The sequence below is a fragment of the Pseudobdellovibrionaceae bacterium genome, from assembly GCA_023954155.1.
GTDB lineage: Bacteria > Bdellovibrionota > Bdellovibrionia > Bdellovibrionales > UBA1609 > JAMLIO01.
Window position 1 is genome coordinate 82,356 of sequence record JAMLIO010000002.1, and the last position, 16,372, is coordinate 98,727.

Annotated in this window: 17 protein-coding genes; 14 read left to right on the forward strand and 3 right to left on the reverse strand. The window is 41.6% G+C overall.

Going from position 1 to position 16,372, the window contains the following annotated elements; genetic code table 11:
- Window positions 1-46: 46 nt before the first annotated feature.
- Window positions 47-280 (reverse strand): conjugal transfer protein TraF, encoded by a 234-nt coding sequence (locus M9899_03170; GenBank protein MCO5113156.1) that lies wholly within the window; start codon window positions 278-280, stop codon window positions 47-49.
- Between the two features lie 166 nt (window positions 281-446).
- On the opposite strand from M9899_03170, the gene M9899_03175 reads away from it, so the two are divergent.
- The 7 genes from M9899_03175 to polA all read left to right on the forward strand — a co-directional run bounded on the left by M9899_03175 (window position 447) and on the right by polA (window position 7,505).
- Window positions 447-1,067: a MarR family winged helix-turn-helix transcriptional regulator gene (locus M9899_03175; protein ID MCO5113157.1), complete on the forward strand. Its 621-nt coding sequence runs from the start codon at window positions 447-449 to the stop codon at window positions 1,065-1,067.
- Window positions 1,068-1,174: 107 nt separating this feature from the next.
- On the forward strand, window positions 1,175-1,321 hold the full coding sequence (locus tag M9899_03180) for a hypothetical protein (GenBank protein MCO5113158.1): 147 nt from the start codon (window positions 1,175-1,177) through the stop codon (window positions 1,319-1,321).
- A 177-nt stretch (window positions 1,322-1,498) separates the two neighbouring features.
- A complete protein-coding gene (locus M9899_03185; protein ID MCO5113159.1) occupies window positions 1,499-2,473 on the forward strand; it encodes a hypothetical protein in 975 nt (324 codons plus the stop codon).
- A gap of 21 nt (window positions 2,474-2,494) precedes the next feature.
- Window positions 2,495-3,766, forward strand: coding sequence for a phosphopyruvate hydratase (gene eno / locus M9899_03190; GenBank protein ID MCO5113160.1), 1,272 nt, complete (start codon window positions 2,495-2,497; stop codon window positions 3,764-3,766).
- A 165-nt stretch (window positions 3,767-3,931) separates the two neighbouring features.
- Window positions 3,932-4,219: a septum formation initiator family protein gene (locus tag M9899_03195; GenBank protein ID MCO5113161.1), complete on the forward strand. Its 288-nt coding sequence runs from the start codon at window positions 3,932-3,934 to the stop codon at window positions 4,217-4,219.
- Window positions 4,220-4,229: 10 nt separating this feature from the next.
- Window positions 4,230-4,937 (forward strand): DUF4197 domain-containing protein, encoded by a 708-nt coding sequence (locus tag M9899_03200; GenBank protein MCO5113162.1) that lies wholly within the window; start codon window positions 4,230-4,232, stop codon window positions 4,935-4,937.
- 69 nt (window positions 4,938-5,006) lie between these two features.
- A complete protein-coding gene (gene polA, locus M9899_03205) occupies window positions 5,007-7,505 on the forward strand; it encodes a DNA polymerase I (protein MCO5113163.1) in 2,499 nt (832 codons plus the stop codon).
- A gap of 67 nt (window positions 7,506-7,572) precedes the next feature.
- On the opposite strand, the gene M9899_03210 is transcribed toward polA, so the two are convergent.
- Window positions 7,573-7,869, reverse strand: coding sequence for a hypothetical protein (locus M9899_03210; protein MCO5113164.1), 297 nt, complete (start codon window positions 7,867-7,869; stop codon window positions 7,573-7,575).
- 151 nt (window positions 7,870-8,020) lie between these two features.
- On the opposite strand from M9899_03210, the gene M9899_03215 reads away from it, so the two are divergent.
- A complete protein-coding gene (locus M9899_03215; protein MCO5113165.1) occupies window positions 8,021-9,220 on the forward strand; it encodes a class I SAM-dependent rRNA methyltransferase in 1,200 nt (399 codons plus the stop codon).
- 106 nt (window positions 9,221-9,326) lie between these two features.
- Here the strand turns inward: M9899_03215 and M9899_03220 are convergent, their stop codons facing one another.
- Window positions 9,327-10,646, reverse strand: coding sequence for a sigma 54-dependent Fis family transcriptional regulator (locus tag M9899_03220; protein MCO5113166.1), 1,320 nt, complete (start codon window positions 10,644-10,646; stop codon window positions 9,327-9,329).
- A gap of 251 nt (window positions 10,647-10,897) precedes the next feature.
- Between M9899_03220 and yihA the strand changes: the two genes are divergently transcribed.
- The 6 genes from yihA to M9899_03250 all read left to right on the forward strand — a co-directional run bounded on the left by yihA (window position 10,898) and on the right by M9899_03250 (window position 16,355).
- On the forward strand, window positions 10,898-11,473 hold the full coding sequence (gene yihA / locus M9899_03225) for a ribosome biogenesis GTP-binding protein YihA/YsxC (GenBank protein ID MCO5113167.1): 576 nt from the start codon (window positions 10,898-10,900) through the stop codon (window positions 11,471-11,473).
- Between the two features lie 73 nt (window positions 11,474-11,546).
- Window positions 11,547-12,290, forward strand: coding sequence for a 3-deoxy-manno-octulosonate cytidylyltransferase (kdsB, locus tag M9899_03230; GenBank protein ID MCO5113168.1), 744 nt, complete (start codon window positions 11,547-11,549; stop codon window positions 12,288-12,290).
- A 59-nt stretch (window positions 12,291-12,349) separates the two neighbouring features.
- A complete protein-coding gene (locus M9899_03235; protein ID MCO5113169.1) occupies window positions 12,350-13,999 on the forward strand; it encodes a CTP synthase in 1,650 nt (549 codons plus the stop codon).
- A 7-nt stretch (window positions 14,000-14,006) separates the two neighbouring features.
- Entirely contained in the window at window positions 14,007-15,014 is a 1,008-nt protein-coding gene (locus M9899_03240) for a KpsF/GutQ family sugar-phosphate isomerase (protein ID MCO5113170.1), read from the forward strand.
- 9 nt (window positions 15,015-15,023) lie between these two features.
- Window positions 15,024-15,506, forward strand: a complete 483-nt coding sequence (locus tag M9899_03245; protein MCO5113171.1) for an HAD hydrolase family protein — start codon at window positions 15,024-15,026, stop codon at window positions 15,504-15,506.
- A 105-nt stretch (window positions 15,507-15,611) separates the two neighbouring features.
- Window positions 15,612-16,355, forward strand: a complete 744-nt coding sequence (locus M9899_03250) for an outer membrane beta-barrel domain-containing protein (protein ID MCO5113172.1) — start codon at window positions 15,612-15,614, stop codon at window positions 16,353-16,355.
- The last annotated feature ends 17 nt before the right edge of the window (window positions 16,356-16,372 follow it).

Sequence of the window (16,372 nt, forward strand, 5' to 3'; positions counted from 1 at the left end):
CTCTAAGCTTGCGTCTCTATGAAGAAGCTGCTTGTTTAGTGTCGACTTATTTTAAATCACTAAGGGCTGCGCCATAGTTGATATGTAAAACTTGGTTATCAATCACCAGAGCAGGAACAGATTTGATTCCAAGGTCTTCGGCCTCAGCTAGATGGGCTTTGTCTTTACCCAAATCCACCACCTGTAGATCAATATTCTTGCGATCAATCATATTCAGGACTGAATTTTCTGCAGACACACAAACTGTGCAACCAGCATGATAAAAAACGGCTTTTTTCATTATATTCTCCTTTGTTGGTTTATAATTAGGACTCCTAACTATGTATCCTGTGTAAATATTATTTGAAAAGTAATAACTATATGCGACATCTTGAAAAGATCGAGGGGGTGCATTATATCCTAGTTAGGAATCCTAATATTCCTGAAATGATGTAGACGGAGAGACCATGGCTAAGTCAAAACTAAATACAAAACCAGATCGGCTTAACGAGAAGGTTTTGACGGGGCTTGCAAAAATTGGTCAAGCCTTGCGCGCCGTCGAGCAAAAACGATCTTTTGATGAGCAACTTTCTCCCACACAGGCACAAGTTTTGGTTTTGATGACTCAGGGTGTGTCCATGCCATCTGAAATCGCCAGACGCCTAGCTGTGAGCCGCGCCAGTCTCAGTGATTCTTTGTCGTCTTTAGTGGATAAAGGTTTAATTCGTAAACGTGTAGATCCACAAGATTCAAGGTTTACAATCTTAGAACTCACGGCAAAAGGAAAAAAGCGTTCTTTAGCTATAGCCAAATGGCCAGAAGATTTAATGCAATCGGTGAATGAACTTACTGAGCTTGAGAAGGCTGGACTTATACGGACTCTTTCTAAATTTATTATTGAAATGCAAGACAGAGGTTTGATCTCTGTCCCTGCTATGTGTGCTAGCTGTAAGTTTTTTCGACCTTATGCTCATCCTGGTTCGGCTGAGCCTCACCACTGCGATTATGTAAACGCCTCATTTGCAGACAAGGACTTACGCCTAGATTGCAACGAATACGAGCCATCTGCCATTAAACATAATCTGTGAACAAATCATCACATTTATTGCAAATACTGGTCAATTATTTCAAAACCAGTTGGGCTAGAATTATTATTAAGCCAATAGTGGCGGATCACTTAACAAGGAGTTACGTCATGTTCACAAAAACTTTAACCATTAAAGAAATTAGTAACATGTCTACAAACGAGTTAAGACATTTGGCAAAAGAATTTGCCATAGAAAATAGTGAGAAGTTGGAAAGACCCGAGCTGGTTCAAAGACTTCTCCTCCTCGGTAAATAACCTGATTATACCCTTCCCTCCAAAATGGGGGACATGCGCCTCTCTTAAGCATGTCCCCCGCCTCTCACCGTAATAACGCGATGCTCAGCCTGTAAAACCCGCATATTCGCCCTACATTTCCCTTTGGTTGGGTGCGCTTAAGGTATCTTTTTTGCCCGTGTAGAGGTAAATAAGGTTGTGCAATTTAGTGGCAAAATTACCCATGCTTTTATCAATTACGGTCTCAAGCATCAGCTTGATGTGATGGATATGCTTGACCGAGCCAATTTGACTTTGGAGGTCGCTTCCAATCCTGAAGTGTGGCTCTCAAGCCAAAATGTAGAGGCCTTTTTAGCTTTGTTTGCCGAAGAGTCTGTGGCAGGAACAACGGGTTCCATTATTGAAAATGTGGGCCATAAGTCGCCTGAACTTAAGGCTTGGGGTGTTTTGGACAGTGTCTTAAAAATGATGCGTTCACCAAAAGATTTGTATTTACAACCAGATCGCTTTTTAAGTTACTTTGTATCGCCCCCACCTCCTATTGAAAAAAAAGAAGTGACTGAAAGCCGAATTGTTTTTGAAGTTCCTATATTTTTTGATGAATACCCCAATACCTGCATGTATCTCAAAAGCTGTTTAGAATCCTTAACCGTATATGCTAACAAGGATTTGGCCCAAGTGAATTGGGTGGACAATGTGATCTCCATCACTTGGGAGCAATCTCAAAGTTCTTTACTTAACGAAGAAAATTATTATTTTAACCCAGAACTTGTGAAGTCCATCATCGAGACCGTGGAGTGCAACCAGTTTACTATTGACCACCTCAGAAAAGAGTTAGAACAAAAAGAAAAAGAGCTTTCACGTTTAAAAGAAATCCAAGCCTCCGCTCACGTAGAGGACATTCATTGGACTACAGAAGATCGCAATTGGTTTGAAAGTGAAATCTTAAAATTACAAGATTACTTTTCGCGTGCACAACAGCTGGTGACCATTTTGGTGGGTTCAGATCGTAAAACTCGTTTGGTGAAAGAGGCCATGAAAAAAGTCAGATGGAGTAATGTTCCAGACTCTTTCCCACAAACCATTGGTCAGCTTCGTAAGCGCATTCGCGAAGAAGGTCCCATTCCACAGCTTGACCAGCAAGACACTCAGTTTAAATTAGAAATACAATAAGGCTTTAAAGGAAATTTTAGTATGAAAATTCAAAAGGTAGTTGCAAGACAGATCTTAGACAGCAGAGGCAATCCCACAGTGGAAGTGGATATGTTCACTGACAAAACCTGGGCCCGAGCTGCTGTTCCTTCGGGGGCGTCCACTGGCGCTCATGAGGCTCACGAGCTGCGTGATGGTGGTTCTAAATACATGGGCAAAGGTGTTCTTAAAGCCGTTCTAAATGCAGCTCAGTTAGGAAGTGCTTTAGAAGGACAAAGTTTTGCGACCATTGGAGATTTTGATCAGTGGTTGATTGAACAAGATGGAACAGAAAATAAATCCAATTTGGGTGCCAATGCACTGCTAGGTTTGTCTTTGGCCTTTATTAAGGCTCAAGCTTTAGAGGCAAAAACAGAATTGTTTGAGTTTCTTAATCCCAATCAGGATAAGTATGCTTTGCCTGTGCCGTTGATGAACATCATCAATGGTGGAGCGCATGCTAATAACGGTGTGGACATTCAGGAATTTATGGTGGCTCCTGTTTGTGGGGGATCATTCAGTGAATCTTTGCGTGTGGGCTCAGAGATCTTCCATCATCTTAAGAAAAAAATAGATCAGCAGGGTATGTCTACAGCAGTAGGTGATGAAGGGGGATTTGCTCCAAATTTAAAAAATAACGAGCAAGCTCTGGAATTTATTTTAAGTGCTATCGAGGCCGCAGGCTATAAAGCAGGCGAAGATGTATTTTTAGCCCTGGATGTGGCCTCTACAGAATTTTTCAAAAATGGAAAATATCAATTTGAAGGTCGAAGCCTCTCGTCTGAAGAGCTGGCAGAGACTTATGCCAGCTGGTGCAAAAAATATCCTATCGCTAGTATTGAAGATGGCATGGCTGAAGACGACTGGTCAGGTTGGACTTATCTGACGGGGCAACTGGGTTCAAAAGTGCAGCTTGTAGGGGATGACCTTTTTGTCACTAACATTAAACGCATTCAAGAGGGCTTAAAGCAAAAGGCAGCCAATGCCCTATTGGTTAAAGTCAATCAAATCGGTACAGTCTCAGAAACCATGCGAGCGATCTCTTTATGTCATGAATCCAACTACAGAACAGTGATGTCTCATCGAAGTGGTGAAACCGAAGATGCGACCATTGCAGATTTAGCTGTGGGTTTAGGTTCAACACAGATTAAAACGGGCAGTCCATGCCGTGGTGAAAGAACAGCTAAATACAATCAGCTGCTAAGAATTGAGCAGCAGCTAGGAGCTAAAGCCACTTATTGGGGCAAAAAAGCCTGGGCACAATTCTGTATCTGAAGCGCAATTCACTGGGGTTGTCTTTAAGTGTTTAAAAGTGACCAATCTAACTCGCGTACCAGACGTTAGTCTGGATTGCGAGGGCGGGCCGATTGTTGTGTCTCTTTTTTGCCATCTTATTTTTCAATCCTTCTCTTTAGAAATTGTGCTACAATAATTTTAACTATGAACAAAGTGTTCTATTATCTTTTTCAATCCCCTCGAAGAATGCTGATCATGTGTTCTTTCTTTTTATTTTTTGGTCTCATTTTAAGTGGTGATCTTTTTAAGCTCTTTAAACTGATTCGTCATAAAGAGGCTCTTACAGCACGAATCACAAAAGTGGAAGTGGCCAAACAAGAGATCAAAAGTAAGATCAAAGAGTCAAGTTCACAAGAGTACATTGAAAGAGAAGCCACAGAGCGTTTTGATATGGTTCAAGATGGAGATTTAATTTTTGTTTTTAACGACTAAGAAAAATCCTTTGTGTAAGTGTCTTGTTTTACCCCTCATCACAAGCGTGTTTGTAGGATGTAAGACCTTGGGTGAGCTTGAAGAGATGAAAAATCAAATCTTATCAAGCTCTGGTCCTGTCACCATAGAAGAGATGCACACCGCATTTCGAGACGCTTTAGAGCAGGGCGTGAAAACAGGTGTAAGTAAATTAGCACAAAAAGGGGCCTTTCTGAATGATCCGGAATTGCGCATTCCATTCCCACCTGAGGCACAAAAAATACAAGCTAAATTAAAGAAAATAGGCTTGGAGTCTGTCAGCGAACGTTTTCAGGTGTCAGTGAACACGGCTGCAGAAAGTGCTATGACCATGGCATTGCCTATCTTTGAAAATGCTATTAAGAATTTAACTTTCAAAGATGCTGTAAAGCTTTTAAAAGGACATGACTCTGCGGTCACAGAATATTTGCGCAAAGCCACAGAGGCCGAGTTGATCAAACAGTTTAAGCCTGTAGTGGACACCCAGCTTAAAGCGGTGTCTGCCACTAAATATTGGTCACAAATTGTAACAACCTACAATCGCTTCAGTTCAGGCCCTGATTTTTCTAATGATCTAGGGTTATTTGTTTGTGAGCAGGCCATTGATGGCTTATTCAAACAGATTGCTCAAGAAGAAAAAGAGATCCGTAAAAATCCTGCGGCACGCACGACAGAGGTCATGAAAAAGGTCTTTGAGTAAATTATAACAAGCCAAGTAAACGCCTCTCTTACAGTATATTTTTAAGTAAAATTAAGCTATGAATAAGGCATGAAAAAGCTTTATCTTGTTGACGTCAGTGCCATGTTTTTTAGGGCGTATTACGCTATCCCCAACCTTCGCAGCAAGGAGGGGTTTCCCACAAATGCCTTGTATGGTTTTGTCAGTATGACGGTCAAATTGCTCAATGATTATAAACCAGATTATATGGTTTACTGTTTTGATAGACCTGAGCCTTCATTTCGTAAAGAACTTGATCCCAGATATAAAGCCAATCGCACAGAGATGCCTGAAGACTTGCAGCTGCAAGTGCCCTACATCAAAGAGATCACAGACCTTTTGGGTATTCCACGTTTAGATATTTTAGGCTTTGAGGCTGATGATCTGATTGGCTCGTATGCCCGTTGGGGAGAAGAGAATGGTTTTGAAGTGGTCATTGTCAGTGCCGATAAAGACTTTGCACAGATCATCACTGATAAGACAGTGATGCTTGATACAATGAAGAGTGTCACTTACGACGTCAACGGCGTAAAAGAAAAGTGGGGGGTTCAGCCTCGTCAGTTTATTGATTACTTGGCTTTGATTGGCGACAGCTCTGACAATGTGCCAGGTGTACGCGGCGTAGGTCCTAAGACAGCGCAAAAGTTAATTGCCGATCACGATAACTTGGATGCGATTTATGCCGCAGTGGAGAGCATAAAGGGGAGTCTGCAAACCAAACTTATTGAAAATAAAGATGAAGCTTATTTATCTAAAACTCTAGTCACCATCAAAACAGATGTAGAAGTTCCTACGGATGCAGATTTTTTTAAGATGAAATTCAGAGACGAAGGGAAACTCAAAGAGCTTTTTGCTAAGTTTAGTTTTAAAACCTTTGCTGAACAACTTTTAGGAACTACAGTGGAAGAGATTGAAACAGAAACCTCTTCAAAAGCCACTCAGTATGAGATCCTTAAGGATCAAGTTGTTGCTGCCCTTAAGGATTTAAAAGAAGGCTCTTCGGTGTATTTTTTTGAGGAGCATCCCTATTATTTTTTGATAGAAGGTCAGAGAGCCTATCTGTTAGAAGAGATCACAGATGAAGTTAGAGCTGTATTGAGTTCTAAGAGGCTTAAATGGTCTGGATATGATTTAAAAACACTTTGGAAAGAACTAGGAATTGAAACCGCAGAATTTGAAGACGATTTGATGCTTGCGGCTTATGCTGTGAATGCTGGCAATATTGATTTCAGAACCCTCCATCAAGAGTATTTAGGGCCTTCAGTTCCAGATGGGCTAAGTCCACTGGCTTTGATCAATGCTCACATGCGACTTTTAGAAAAGATCAAACACAAAATGCCAGAGTCTGTGCGCAAAGTTTATGAAGATATAGAAAAGCCCATCATGCCTATTCTGTTAAAAATGGAAAAGTTAGGTGTTCGTATCGACACAGAGATACTTGAAGAGCAAAGTAAGAGTTTAAAAACTGACATCGAAATTTTAGAAAAAGAAATTCATGAGCTTGCTGGTGAAGAGTTTAATATCAATAGCCCCAAGCAACTGGGCGAAATCTTATTTACTAAGATGAACATTGCCACATCTAAAAAAACCAAAACAGGTTTTTCAACTGCAACGGAAGTGTTAGAAAAACTCACTGAATATCCTATCGCAGGAAAAGTTTTAGAGTACAGAGAGCTTGCAAAGTTAAAGTCCACGTATGTTGATGCTTTGCCTAAATTGGTTCATGCCGACACGGGACGTGTGCATACGACTTTTAGACAAGCTCTCACCACCACGGGACGACTTTCTAGTGTGAATCCCAACTTACAAAACATTCCCATTCGTACAGAGAAAGGAATTTTAGTCAGGAAAGCTTTTGTTCCCACTCCAGGTTGGGAGTTGATTGCCGCAGACTATAGTCAAATTGAATTAAGAGTTCTAGCGCATATCGCTGGGGATAGTGCATTGATTGAAGCTTATAAAAATGACAGAGACATTCACGCAGTAACGGCTTCTGAAGTGTTTGGAATTGCCATTTCTGATGTGGATCGCAATCAACGGCGCATTGCTAAGGCGGTCAACTTTGGGATTGCCTATGGTCAAGGAGCGTATGGCTTGGCTGAGAATTTAAAAATTTCTAGAACCGAGGCAAAAGGTATTATTGAAACCTACTTCAATAAATTTCCAGGGATCAAAGCCTATATGGATGAAATTGTTCGTGTGGCTAGAGACCAAGGTTATGTCGAAACCATTTTAGGGCGACGTAGATATTTACCAGAATTGAAATCCAAAAACAGAGTCATGCAAGCTTTTGGTGAACGAGCTGCGATCAATGCCCCTATGCAAGGGACAGCGTCGGATATTGTGAAACTTGCAATGATTGAAGTGCATAAGCAGGTCAAAGCCCCTATGATCTTACAAGTTCATGATGAATTGATTTTTGAGTGTGAGCCAGCCGAAATCCAAGAACAGATGAAATTGATTCAAGAGGTGATGGAGAACATCATTGAACTTAAAGTCCCACTTGTGGTGAACTGCTCTAAGGGTAAAAATTGGCTTGAAGCCCATTAGTAAAAAGAGCTATAAAAATTCGTATTCGTATTCGTATTCGTATTCGTATTCGTATTCGTATTAAGTTTTAGTCTTTGGGGATGATCAAGATGCACTTGCCGTCACGGCATGTAGGACGTTTTTTAAGGTCTTCCATAACTTGCGCATCAGAAATGGGGGTGCAGTCGTCATGAGATTGCAGCTCCTCAACAAAGTCTAAATAATCAGACTGATACTTTCGATGGACAGCCACTGCACGGTTACACACATTGCCCGTGACTTTGATACAATTTGAAAAACGTTTGCAGGCAAACCATTTAGGATTAGGTGTGGATTTGGCTTGGGCTTGTAGGATCGAAGTCATTAAAAGAACCAGAAAGGTCACAAAAAACACTCTCATAGGTTAAGAATACGGGACTTACAGGCCTAGTGCAATGGACCTGCTGGACTTCGGACCAAAATGAAACGGGTGTCTAGGTGATAAATCACTATAGACGTAAGCTAAAAAGGCAAGTAAAGCTAATTTTAGGGAAATTATGGTTATATTTTTAAATCGAAATTTAAGAAAAAGTATATTGCAAGGCCACCCTTGGGTCTATAAAGAAGCTTTACTGCCTATTTCAGGTTTGCAAGGAAAGATGGAGGCTTCGCTTGCAGTGCTAAAAGATGCTAAGAAGCAGTTTTTAGCCTGGGGCATTTATGACCCTCATTCTCCGATTTCTTTTAGAGTTTTAAGCCTTAAAGATAAAAAGCCTGATGAGAATTTTTTTGCTGAGGCCATTAAAACTGCAGCCCAAAAACGACGTTTTCTTACTGAAACACAGACGAATGCTTTTCGGTGGGTGAACGGTGAAGGGGACTATCTGCCTGGTTTAGTCTGTGACGTCTATCATAATGTGGCAGTCTTACAATTTGATGGTAAAGGTCCAGAGCAATTTTGGGGTTCAGAAAAGATTTTGAGTATATTACGAGATAAGATGCCGCTCGTTTTTAAAGATATATGGGGCTTTGACCTGCAATCCATTGTCATAAAAGAACGCGGAGCCTCTGAAAGTTTAAAGATCGTATACGGCGAGGATGTTCCCGAAGATCTTGTGATTCAAGAAAACGGCCTGCAATTTAAAATTAAAGTTCTGCAAGGGCAAAAAACAGGGTTCTTTTTAGATCAAAGAGACAACAGGAATTATATTAGAAGTCAATCCAAAGACAAAACTGTGCTCAATCTGTTCAGCTATACAGGTGGTTTTTCTATGTACGCAGGGGCAGGGGGAGCTAAATTTGTGGCGAGTGTGGATATCTCTAAGGGGGCCATCGTACAAGCTGAAGACAATTGGGTCTTAAATCAGTTTGCAAAAGAAAAACACAAAGGTTTTGCAGAAGATGTCTTTGAATTTCTAGAGTCCCATGTGGACCATGACGAATGGGACATGATCATTGTTGACCCTCCGTCTATGACTCATTCCGAAAAGCAAAAACCACAGGCCATCACAAAATACATTGAGGCCTTTGCAAAAGCAGCTCGCAAAGTGAAGGTGGGGGGTGATTTGGTGCTCAGTTCGTGCTCAAGTCATATCAGCTTTGATGATTTTGATCACATTATCCAAGAATCTCTGTCACAAGCACGAAGACGAGGACAAATTTTAAGAATATCAGGCCAAGGCAGCGATCATCCTTTTCTGCATGTCCATCCAGAAATGAAATATTTAAAATTTGTTCATCTGTGCCTTGTCCCTTAATAGTTTAAAAATAATAAAAATTTAAAAGAAGTTATTAAAACAAGGTTGATTTCAAGGTGATTTGGACGTCGATTTTAAACCACGTCCCGTAAACCATAAGTGACTTTTAAAGTTGAAGTTCTTTTTTGTAGGCCTTGATGCGATCATTCAAGGTGGATTTTGCAATTCCAAGTTCGCGTGCGGTCTGTCTTTGATTGCCTCTGTTAGCTGCCAAACGTTCTAAGATCATTTCTTTTTCAAACTGTTTGATCAATGAGCCACCACCAAGAGTTCCTTTATTTTGGGAATGGATCAGTTCTTCGAGTCCTTTTGTGGGCTCGGCTTTTTCAGGTTCGTTTAAAATCAAAGAAATGTCTTCGGGGTTAATGGATTGGCCTTGGAATAAAACAGAAGCTCTTTGCACCATTTGTTTGAGTTGACGAATGTTTCCTGGCCATCTTTTAGTCTTAAGTTCTTGGATGCAATTGTGTGAAAATCGAACTCGAAACTCTTTGGCAAAACCAAAGATCAAAGAGTCAAAGTCTTCGATGCGCTCAGTAAGTGAAGGCGGACGTAAAATAAAAGTCTGCAAACGGTACAAAAGGTCTTCGCGGAAGAGCCCATCGTTGACCATTTGATTAAGGTCTTTATGGGTGGCTGCGATGATACGGACATCCACGTGAATAGGTTTATCGGACCCCACGGGTATGATTTCATTATTTTCCAAAGCACGTAAGAGTTTAGGTTGAAGGTCTAAGGGCAAGTCCCCGATTTCATCCAAAAATAAAGTTCCTTCATGGGCCTCTTGAAAAGCGCCATTGCGATCCTTGTGCGCACCAGTAAAGCTGCCTTCAAGGTGACCAAAAAGTTGGCTTTCAAAAAGTGTAGAGGTGAAAGCACTACAGTTCAGAGTCACAAGTTTTTTCTGATTTCGTTGTGAAAGCTTATGAATCTCTTGGGCTAAAACTTCTTTACCACTGCCTGTAGGACCTTGCAGAAGAACGGGAAAAGAAGACTGGGAGATAGAGGGCAGAAAATTAAGCTGTTGCGCCCACTTTGTATTTTTAGACTGCAACTGGGATTTGGGGTAGGTCATGGTTTTAGATTGAATCAAGATGTCGGTTTTACCTAAGGTGATGATGTCCCCATGCTGTAAAATGGCCTCTTGAACCAAGCTACCGTTTAAGTGAGTGCCATTTCTAGAACGCAAATCTCGTAAGATGAATTTAGCTCCATGGCGTTCAATACGAGAATGCCTTGAAGAGACACAAGGATCATTGATCTTTAAAGAGTTCGAACGATCACGTCCTACGGTGAGAAATTCAGGCAAAGAAAGCTGAAGATTTTGATCAGGCACGCTAAGAAAAAAATCAGTGACGTGTTCAAAGGGGCGGTCCATCAATTGTGTTTGTGCACCACTGGTTGTATCGGTTTTGGTAAAGCTCATAAGCTTTTTCTCCTTAGGGATTTCTGTATATCTTGTGCTTGGGTTTTTTGGCTGCATTTTCCTGTGGCCTAGTAATCATTTCAGTCTTAACTTGAAATCCGTATAAGCAAAGACCCACGAGCCATGCTTGTGAAAACCCATCCTTTTTAAAATGCGAAGGTGAAGCCAGTAAAGAATGCAAATGGGCTTGCTTTGAGAGAATCATGTCCGTAAAACGGACTCATAGGATACGGACAGACAAGGGAGCCATCATGAAGTTTGAGTTTGAAAAAAGTGCAGTCTATCCGAAAGACTATCCTGAAAAGCTTTTGCCCGAAGTGGGGATTGTGGGTCGTTCGAACTCAGGAAAAAGCTCTTTGGTGAATGCGTGGACAGGGATGAAGATCGCCAAAGTCAGCGGTCAGCCTGGGAAGACTCGATTGCTCAATTTCTTTAGAGCCGCAGACAAGTACCGCTTGGTGGACATGCCAGGTTATGGTTTTGCTAAAAGAGCAGGAAAAGAAAAGAAACTTTGGGAAGAGATGATTGAAACCTATGTGTCTGTGCGTTCAAATTTGCGTGGCCTGCTTTTAATTATGGACATCCGCCGAGAATGGGAACCCGAAGAAGAGATGATTGTCAGGTGGGCGCAGGCCAACTTTAAGTCTGTTTATGTGGTTTTGAATAAGGCGGACAAGGTCAATCAAAGCCAAAAGTATAAGGCCATAAAAGGGGTGGAGGCCCTAGGTATTGTGCCCTTTGTGGTCTCGGCTAAAACCAAAAAAGGGGTCGAAGAGCTGATCCAGTCGGTATGGGCTGAATGGGTCGCGGTACCCCCTAAAAACTAAGGGAAATGCTAAGAATTCCACCTATACAGACCTAGTGTTTTATGCTAATTACATAAGAACCTTTAGGAGAAAAATGGAGTTAATAGGTGTTATCCCAGCTCGACTTGGATCCACGCGCCTTGAGCGTAAACCCCTTCAACCCCTCAAAAATAAGCCAATCATTTTATGGGTCTGTGAGGCTGTGGCCAAATGCCAAGCTTTGGATGGGTTTTTTGTGGCCACGGATTCAGAAGAGATTGCAGCAGTAGTCACTGAAGCGGGCTTTAAAGTCGTGATGACCCCTGTGGAGTGCGCTTCAGGGACGGATCGAATTTGGCAAGCTCTTAGCTCTCATCCTGAATACCAAACCGCTCGTAAAATTATAAACATCCAAGGTGATGAACCACTCATTGATCCGCGAGCCATTGAGGCTTTGGCTGAGTTTATCAAACAACAAAACGAAGACTGTTGGGTGACCTTGGGTGCAGAACTTGTGCTTGAGGATATCGAGAATAAAAATGCGGTGAAGGTGGTGGTGAACCAAAAAGGCAAAGCCCTTTATTTTTCAAGATGGCCGATTCCTTTTTCTCGAACGCCGCCTTATGTGGGGCATCCTAATGTGCTTAAGCACGTGGGGCTTTATGCTTACACTTATGAAGCTCTAAAGAGTTTTTGTGAAGCCCCTGTTTCGGATTTAGAGCAGAGCGAATCCCTAGAGCAACTTAGAGCTTTGGATTTAGGCTACAGCATTTATGTCTTAAAGACGGATTATCATTCGCAAGGTGTGGACACAAAAGAAGATCTGTTGAAGTTAGAAAAGTTTCTAACACAGCAGTAAGTGATGGGGCCTAAAAAGGCCCAAACGATTAAATTTTATGGGTACAAAAAAGGTGTAACGTGACAGATGTAAAAGAACAAAAAGAGAGCAAAGATACCAAATACATTTTCATTACAGGTGGAGTGGTCTCGTCCATTGGTAAAGGTCTAACAGCTGCAAGCCTTGGTGCACTTTTAGAGGCAAGAGGATATAAAATATCTTTGATGAAATGTGACCCTTATATCAACGTCGACCCAGGAACTATGTCGCCACTTCAACATGGGGAAGTGTACGTCACCAATGATGGTGCAGAAACAGACTTGGATTTAGGACATTACGAAAGATTCACTTCAGTGGAATTGACAAGAGCCCACAGCACCACTGCGGGTCAGGTTTATGAAAGTGTGATTTCCAGAGAAAGACGTGGGGATTATTTAGGGGGGACAGTGCAAGTGATCCCTCATATTACAGATGAAATTAAAAATCGTATTTTAAGAATTTCCAAGAATGTGGACATTTCAATTGTGGAGATAGGTGGTACTGTCGGGGACATCGAAGGCTTACCCTTTATTGAATCCATACGCCAGCTACGTGCGGATGTGGGGTTTGAGAACTCTATATTTATTCATGTGACTTACATTCCATACATTGCGGTTGCGGGAGAGTTAAAGAGTAAACCCACTCAACATAGTGTGAAAGAGCTTCGAGCAGTAGGTATCCAGCCTGACTTTTTGGTTTGCCGAAGTGATAAAGAGATTCCTTCGGATTTAAAATCTAAGATAGGTCTGTTTTGCAGCGTGCATCCTCAGAATGTCATTGGGGCGCAAGATTCTTCGTCCATTTATGAAGTTCCTTTGAAATTATTTGCAGAAGAATTAGATGCAAAGGTATGTAAACGTTTGGAATTGCCTTTAAGCGATATTGATCTTACTGAGTGGAAGGACATTGTCGATGCCGTGAAAAACCCTAAACAAAAGATCACAGTGGGTCTTGTGGGAAAATACGTCGACCTTAAAGAAAGCTATAAATCTTTACATGAAGCCATTAACCACGCAGGAATTAAAAATCGTTGTGCTGTTGAGGTGAAATATATTGATTCGGAAACTTTGACCAAAGATGAAATGAAAAGAGTTTTTAAGGACATTGACGCGGTTCTGGTTCCAGGAGCTTTTGGTGAACGTGGTGCAGAGGGCAAGATCACGGCGATTCAATATGCTAGAGAGAATAAGATTCCATTTCTGGGAATCTGTTTTGGGATGCAAATGGCGGTTGTGGAATACGCGCGCAATATGTGTGGTCTTAGAGAGGCCACAAGTCGTGAGTTTGTGCGCAAAGTAGAAACTCCTGAATATGTGATTGATCTAATGGAAGATCAAAAGTTACTTAAAGGCTTGGGGGGGACCATGAGACTAGGTGCCTTCCCTTGTGATCTGAAACCAGGGTCGGTAGTGCATAAATATTATGGCGAAGATCAGATCAGCGAAAGACATCGCCATAGATTTGAATTCAACAATAAATTTAAATCCATGATTGAGTCTAAAGGTCTGCACCTGTCAGGTGTCTGTTCCGAAAGGGATTTGGTTGAGATTGTGGAGCTGCCTCAATCTGAACACCCCTTCTATGTAGGTGTGCAATTTCACCCTGAATTCCAATCTAAACCCCTTAAACCTCATCCCTTATTTTTTGGTTTGATTAAAACCGCTTTGGATGAGAGCGCAAAAAGAAAATAGGTGGGCTATGTCACGAGTTGAAATTATCAATGAAGCTCAAAGAGTTTTAGAAGTTGAGGCCGATGCGGTTCGAGATGTCATTCAAACCATTGGGGATGAATTTGTAAAGGCGGTAGAGTTACTGCAAGACTGTAGTGGGAAGGCGATTATTTCTGGTATAGGCAAATCAGGAATCATTGCTCGTAAGATATCAAGCACATTGAGTTCAACAGGAACTCCTGCGATCTATTTGCATCCTGCAGAAGGCTCCCATGGTGATTTGGGTGTGGTGACTCCAGATGATATTTTGGTTTTGATCAGTTATGGTGGTGAAAGCTCTGAACTGGAAGATCTGATCAAGTACGCTAAACGTAGAGGGGTGAAGATCATTGCCATGACGGGCAATCCGCAAAGTCGATTAGGGGTAGCGGGTGATGTTTTATTAAATATCGCTGTGAAACAAGAAGCCTGCTCGCTGGGGTTGGCGCCTACGACAAGCACCACAGTGACCTTGGCATTGGGGGATGCTTTAGCGATGAGTCTTTTAAAGGTGAAAGGCTTTAAACAAGAAGATTTTGCCATTTATCACCCAGGCGGAAAATTAGGGCGTCGTTTATTGACCCGTGTGGAAGATGTCATGCTGGAAGAAGATTTACCCATTGTGGATCAGGACGCGTCATTTAAAGATATTTTATATTTAATGACTAAAGCAGGGGTTAGGGGCATTTGTGGAGTTGTGGACTCTGCAAGCCAAGACCTTATTGGTGTGATCACAGATGGAGATTTAAGGCGCAGAATGAGCCAAGATATTGATAAGGGTTCTGTGCAGTCTACGTTTATCTCTTTAAAGGCTAAGGATTTGATGTCAGCCCACCCTAAAACCTTGGATAAATCAGAGTTGGCTGAAAAGGCCCTGTTTTTAATGGAGCAATTTAAAATTCAATGTCTGTTTGTCAACGACAGAACGGCAGAAAATACCAATAGACCCATAGGTCTTATTCATCTTCAGGATTTACTTGCGCAGAAAATTCGTTAGAATGTTCTTATGCAGGAAAAACTTAAAAAAATTAAATTATTACTTTCAGATGTAGATGGGGTCATGACAGATACTACTGTTTGGTTGGACTCTGATGGAAACTGGAAAAGGCACTTTAGCATTTACGACGGCATGGGTTTTAAGCGTTTGCAAGCCGAAGGCATCCAAGTGGGAATCATCACAGCCGCCGATGCCTTAGATGTTCGTGAGCGCTTTAAATTTTTAAAAGTAGATCATTTTTATGAAAAGGCATCGGACAAAAGGCCAGCTCTTGAGGATATTAGACAAAAGACAGGTTTTGAATTGGAAGAAATAGCTTATATTGGAGATGATATTATGGATGTTCCTCTCATTGAGGTTGTGGGGTTTGGTGTATCTGTGCCCCATGCTTTAGAAGAGGTCAAAAGCAAAGCGGATTTTATCACAAAAAATCCAGGCGGATACGGAGCAGTCCGCGAAGTTTGCGAAATGATCTTAAAAGCTAAGAAGTAAAGTTTTTAAGATTATAAATAGGGGGAGGCGGGTTTGAAGTCGCATCAGGGAAGACAAGGCAAAAACAAATCGCTAATTTCAAGTGCAGTATTAGGTTTGAGCATAATGGCTGTGACGTGGCTGGTATCAGTTGAGGGTCATGCCGCCAGTGTGAGATTTCCTGAAGATGAACTGGCGCAAGAAGCGGTCCTGCCTGTATTTGACGAGAAGATCGCCATTAAAAGTCGCAGGGTGAACCACGCAGAACGTTTTGAAGTGAATCTATTTGGTAGTACTGTGATGTCAGAACCCATTTATAACCCGTATAATTTTGGCCTGTCTTTGACCTATCATTTTGATAACACTCGTGGAATCCACTTTATGGGAAGCTTTTTCCCCGATGGATTGTCCTCTAATGGTGAAAAATTAAGACGTGGTGATGTGATTCCTATTTCTGGTACAGCAAAGTATTTTGATGCCAGTAGGGCTCCACATAAAAATATTATGCTAGCGGCACATTATCAGCACACAGCCTATTATGGTAAAATCAGTATCACCAAACAAAGTGTAATGAATTTATCTTTATATGGTCTGTTGGGTGGTGGGGCTTATTTGATGGATGGGGACATTGCTCCTATGATCAACCTAGGCGTTGGTCAGAGGTTCTATTTGACGCCCAGCATAGCATTTCGATTAGACCTCTTGCTCAGTGCTTATTATGGCGTGGACATCACCTCAACTTATAATGCAGCAGACCCTAGTGATAGGCTAGACAACGACACTCCTGCACCAAAGGTAGATGCTTCGAAGTTTGATAAAAAGCTTCTATTTGATACTCAGATCGTTTTAGGCTTTAGTTTCTTGATTTAAAAATCAAAAGTTTTTGA

What these genes read in the sequence shown, in the direction of transcription:
- M9899_03175 (MCO5113157.1), top strand. Translation starts at nt 447, where the DNA reads ATGGCTAAGTCAAAACTAAATACAAAACCAGATCGGCTTAACGAGAAG.
- M9899_03180 (MCO5113158.1), top strand. Translation starts at nt 1,175, where the DNA reads ATGTTCACAAAAACTTTAACCATTAAAGAAATTAGTAACATGTCTACA.
- kdsB (MCO5113168.1), top strand. Translation starts at nt 11,547, where the DNA reads ATGGAGTTAATAGGTGTTATCCCAGCTCGACTTGGATCCACGCGCCTT.
- M9899_03195 (MCO5113161.1), top strand. Translation starts at nt 3,932, where the DNA reads ATGAACAAAGTGTTCTATTATCTTTTTCAATCCCCTCGAAGAATGCTG.
- eno (MCO5113160.1), top strand. Translation starts at nt 2,495, where the DNA reads ATGAAAATTCAAAAGGTAGTTGCAAGACAGATCTTAGACAGCAGAGGC.
- M9899_03170 (MCO5113156.1), bottom strand. Translation starts at nt 280, where the DNA reads ATGAAAAAAGCCGTTTTTTATCATGCTGGTTGCACAGTTTGTGTGTCT.
- polA (MCO5113163.1), top strand. Translation starts at nt 5,007, where the DNA reads ATGAAAAAGCTTTATCTTGTTGACGTCAGTGCCATGTTTTTTAGGGCG.
- M9899_03250 (MCO5113172.1), top strand. Translation starts at nt 15,612, where the DNA reads ATGGCTGTGACGTGGCTGGTATCAGTTGAGGGTCATGCCGCCAGTGTG.
- M9899_03215 (MCO5113165.1), top strand. Translation starts at nt 8,021, where the DNA reads ATGGTTATATTTTTAAATCGAAATTTAAGAAAAAGTATATTGCAAGGC.
- yihA (MCO5113167.1), top strand. Translation starts at nt 10,898, where the DNA reads ATGAAGTTTGAGTTTGAAAAAAGTGCAGTCTATCCGAAAGACTATCCT.
- M9899_03220 (MCO5113166.1), bottom strand. Translation starts at nt 10,646, where the DNA reads ATGAGCTTTACCAAAACCGATACAACCAGTGGTGCACAAACACAATTG.
- M9899_03240 (MCO5113170.1), top strand. Translation starts at nt 14,007, where the DNA reads ATGTCACGAGTTGAAATTATCAATGAAGCTCAAAGAGTTTTAGAAGTT.
- M9899_03245 (MCO5113171.1), top strand. Translation starts at nt 15,024, where the DNA reads ATGCAGGAAAAACTTAAAAAAATTAAATTATTACTTTCAGATGTAGAT.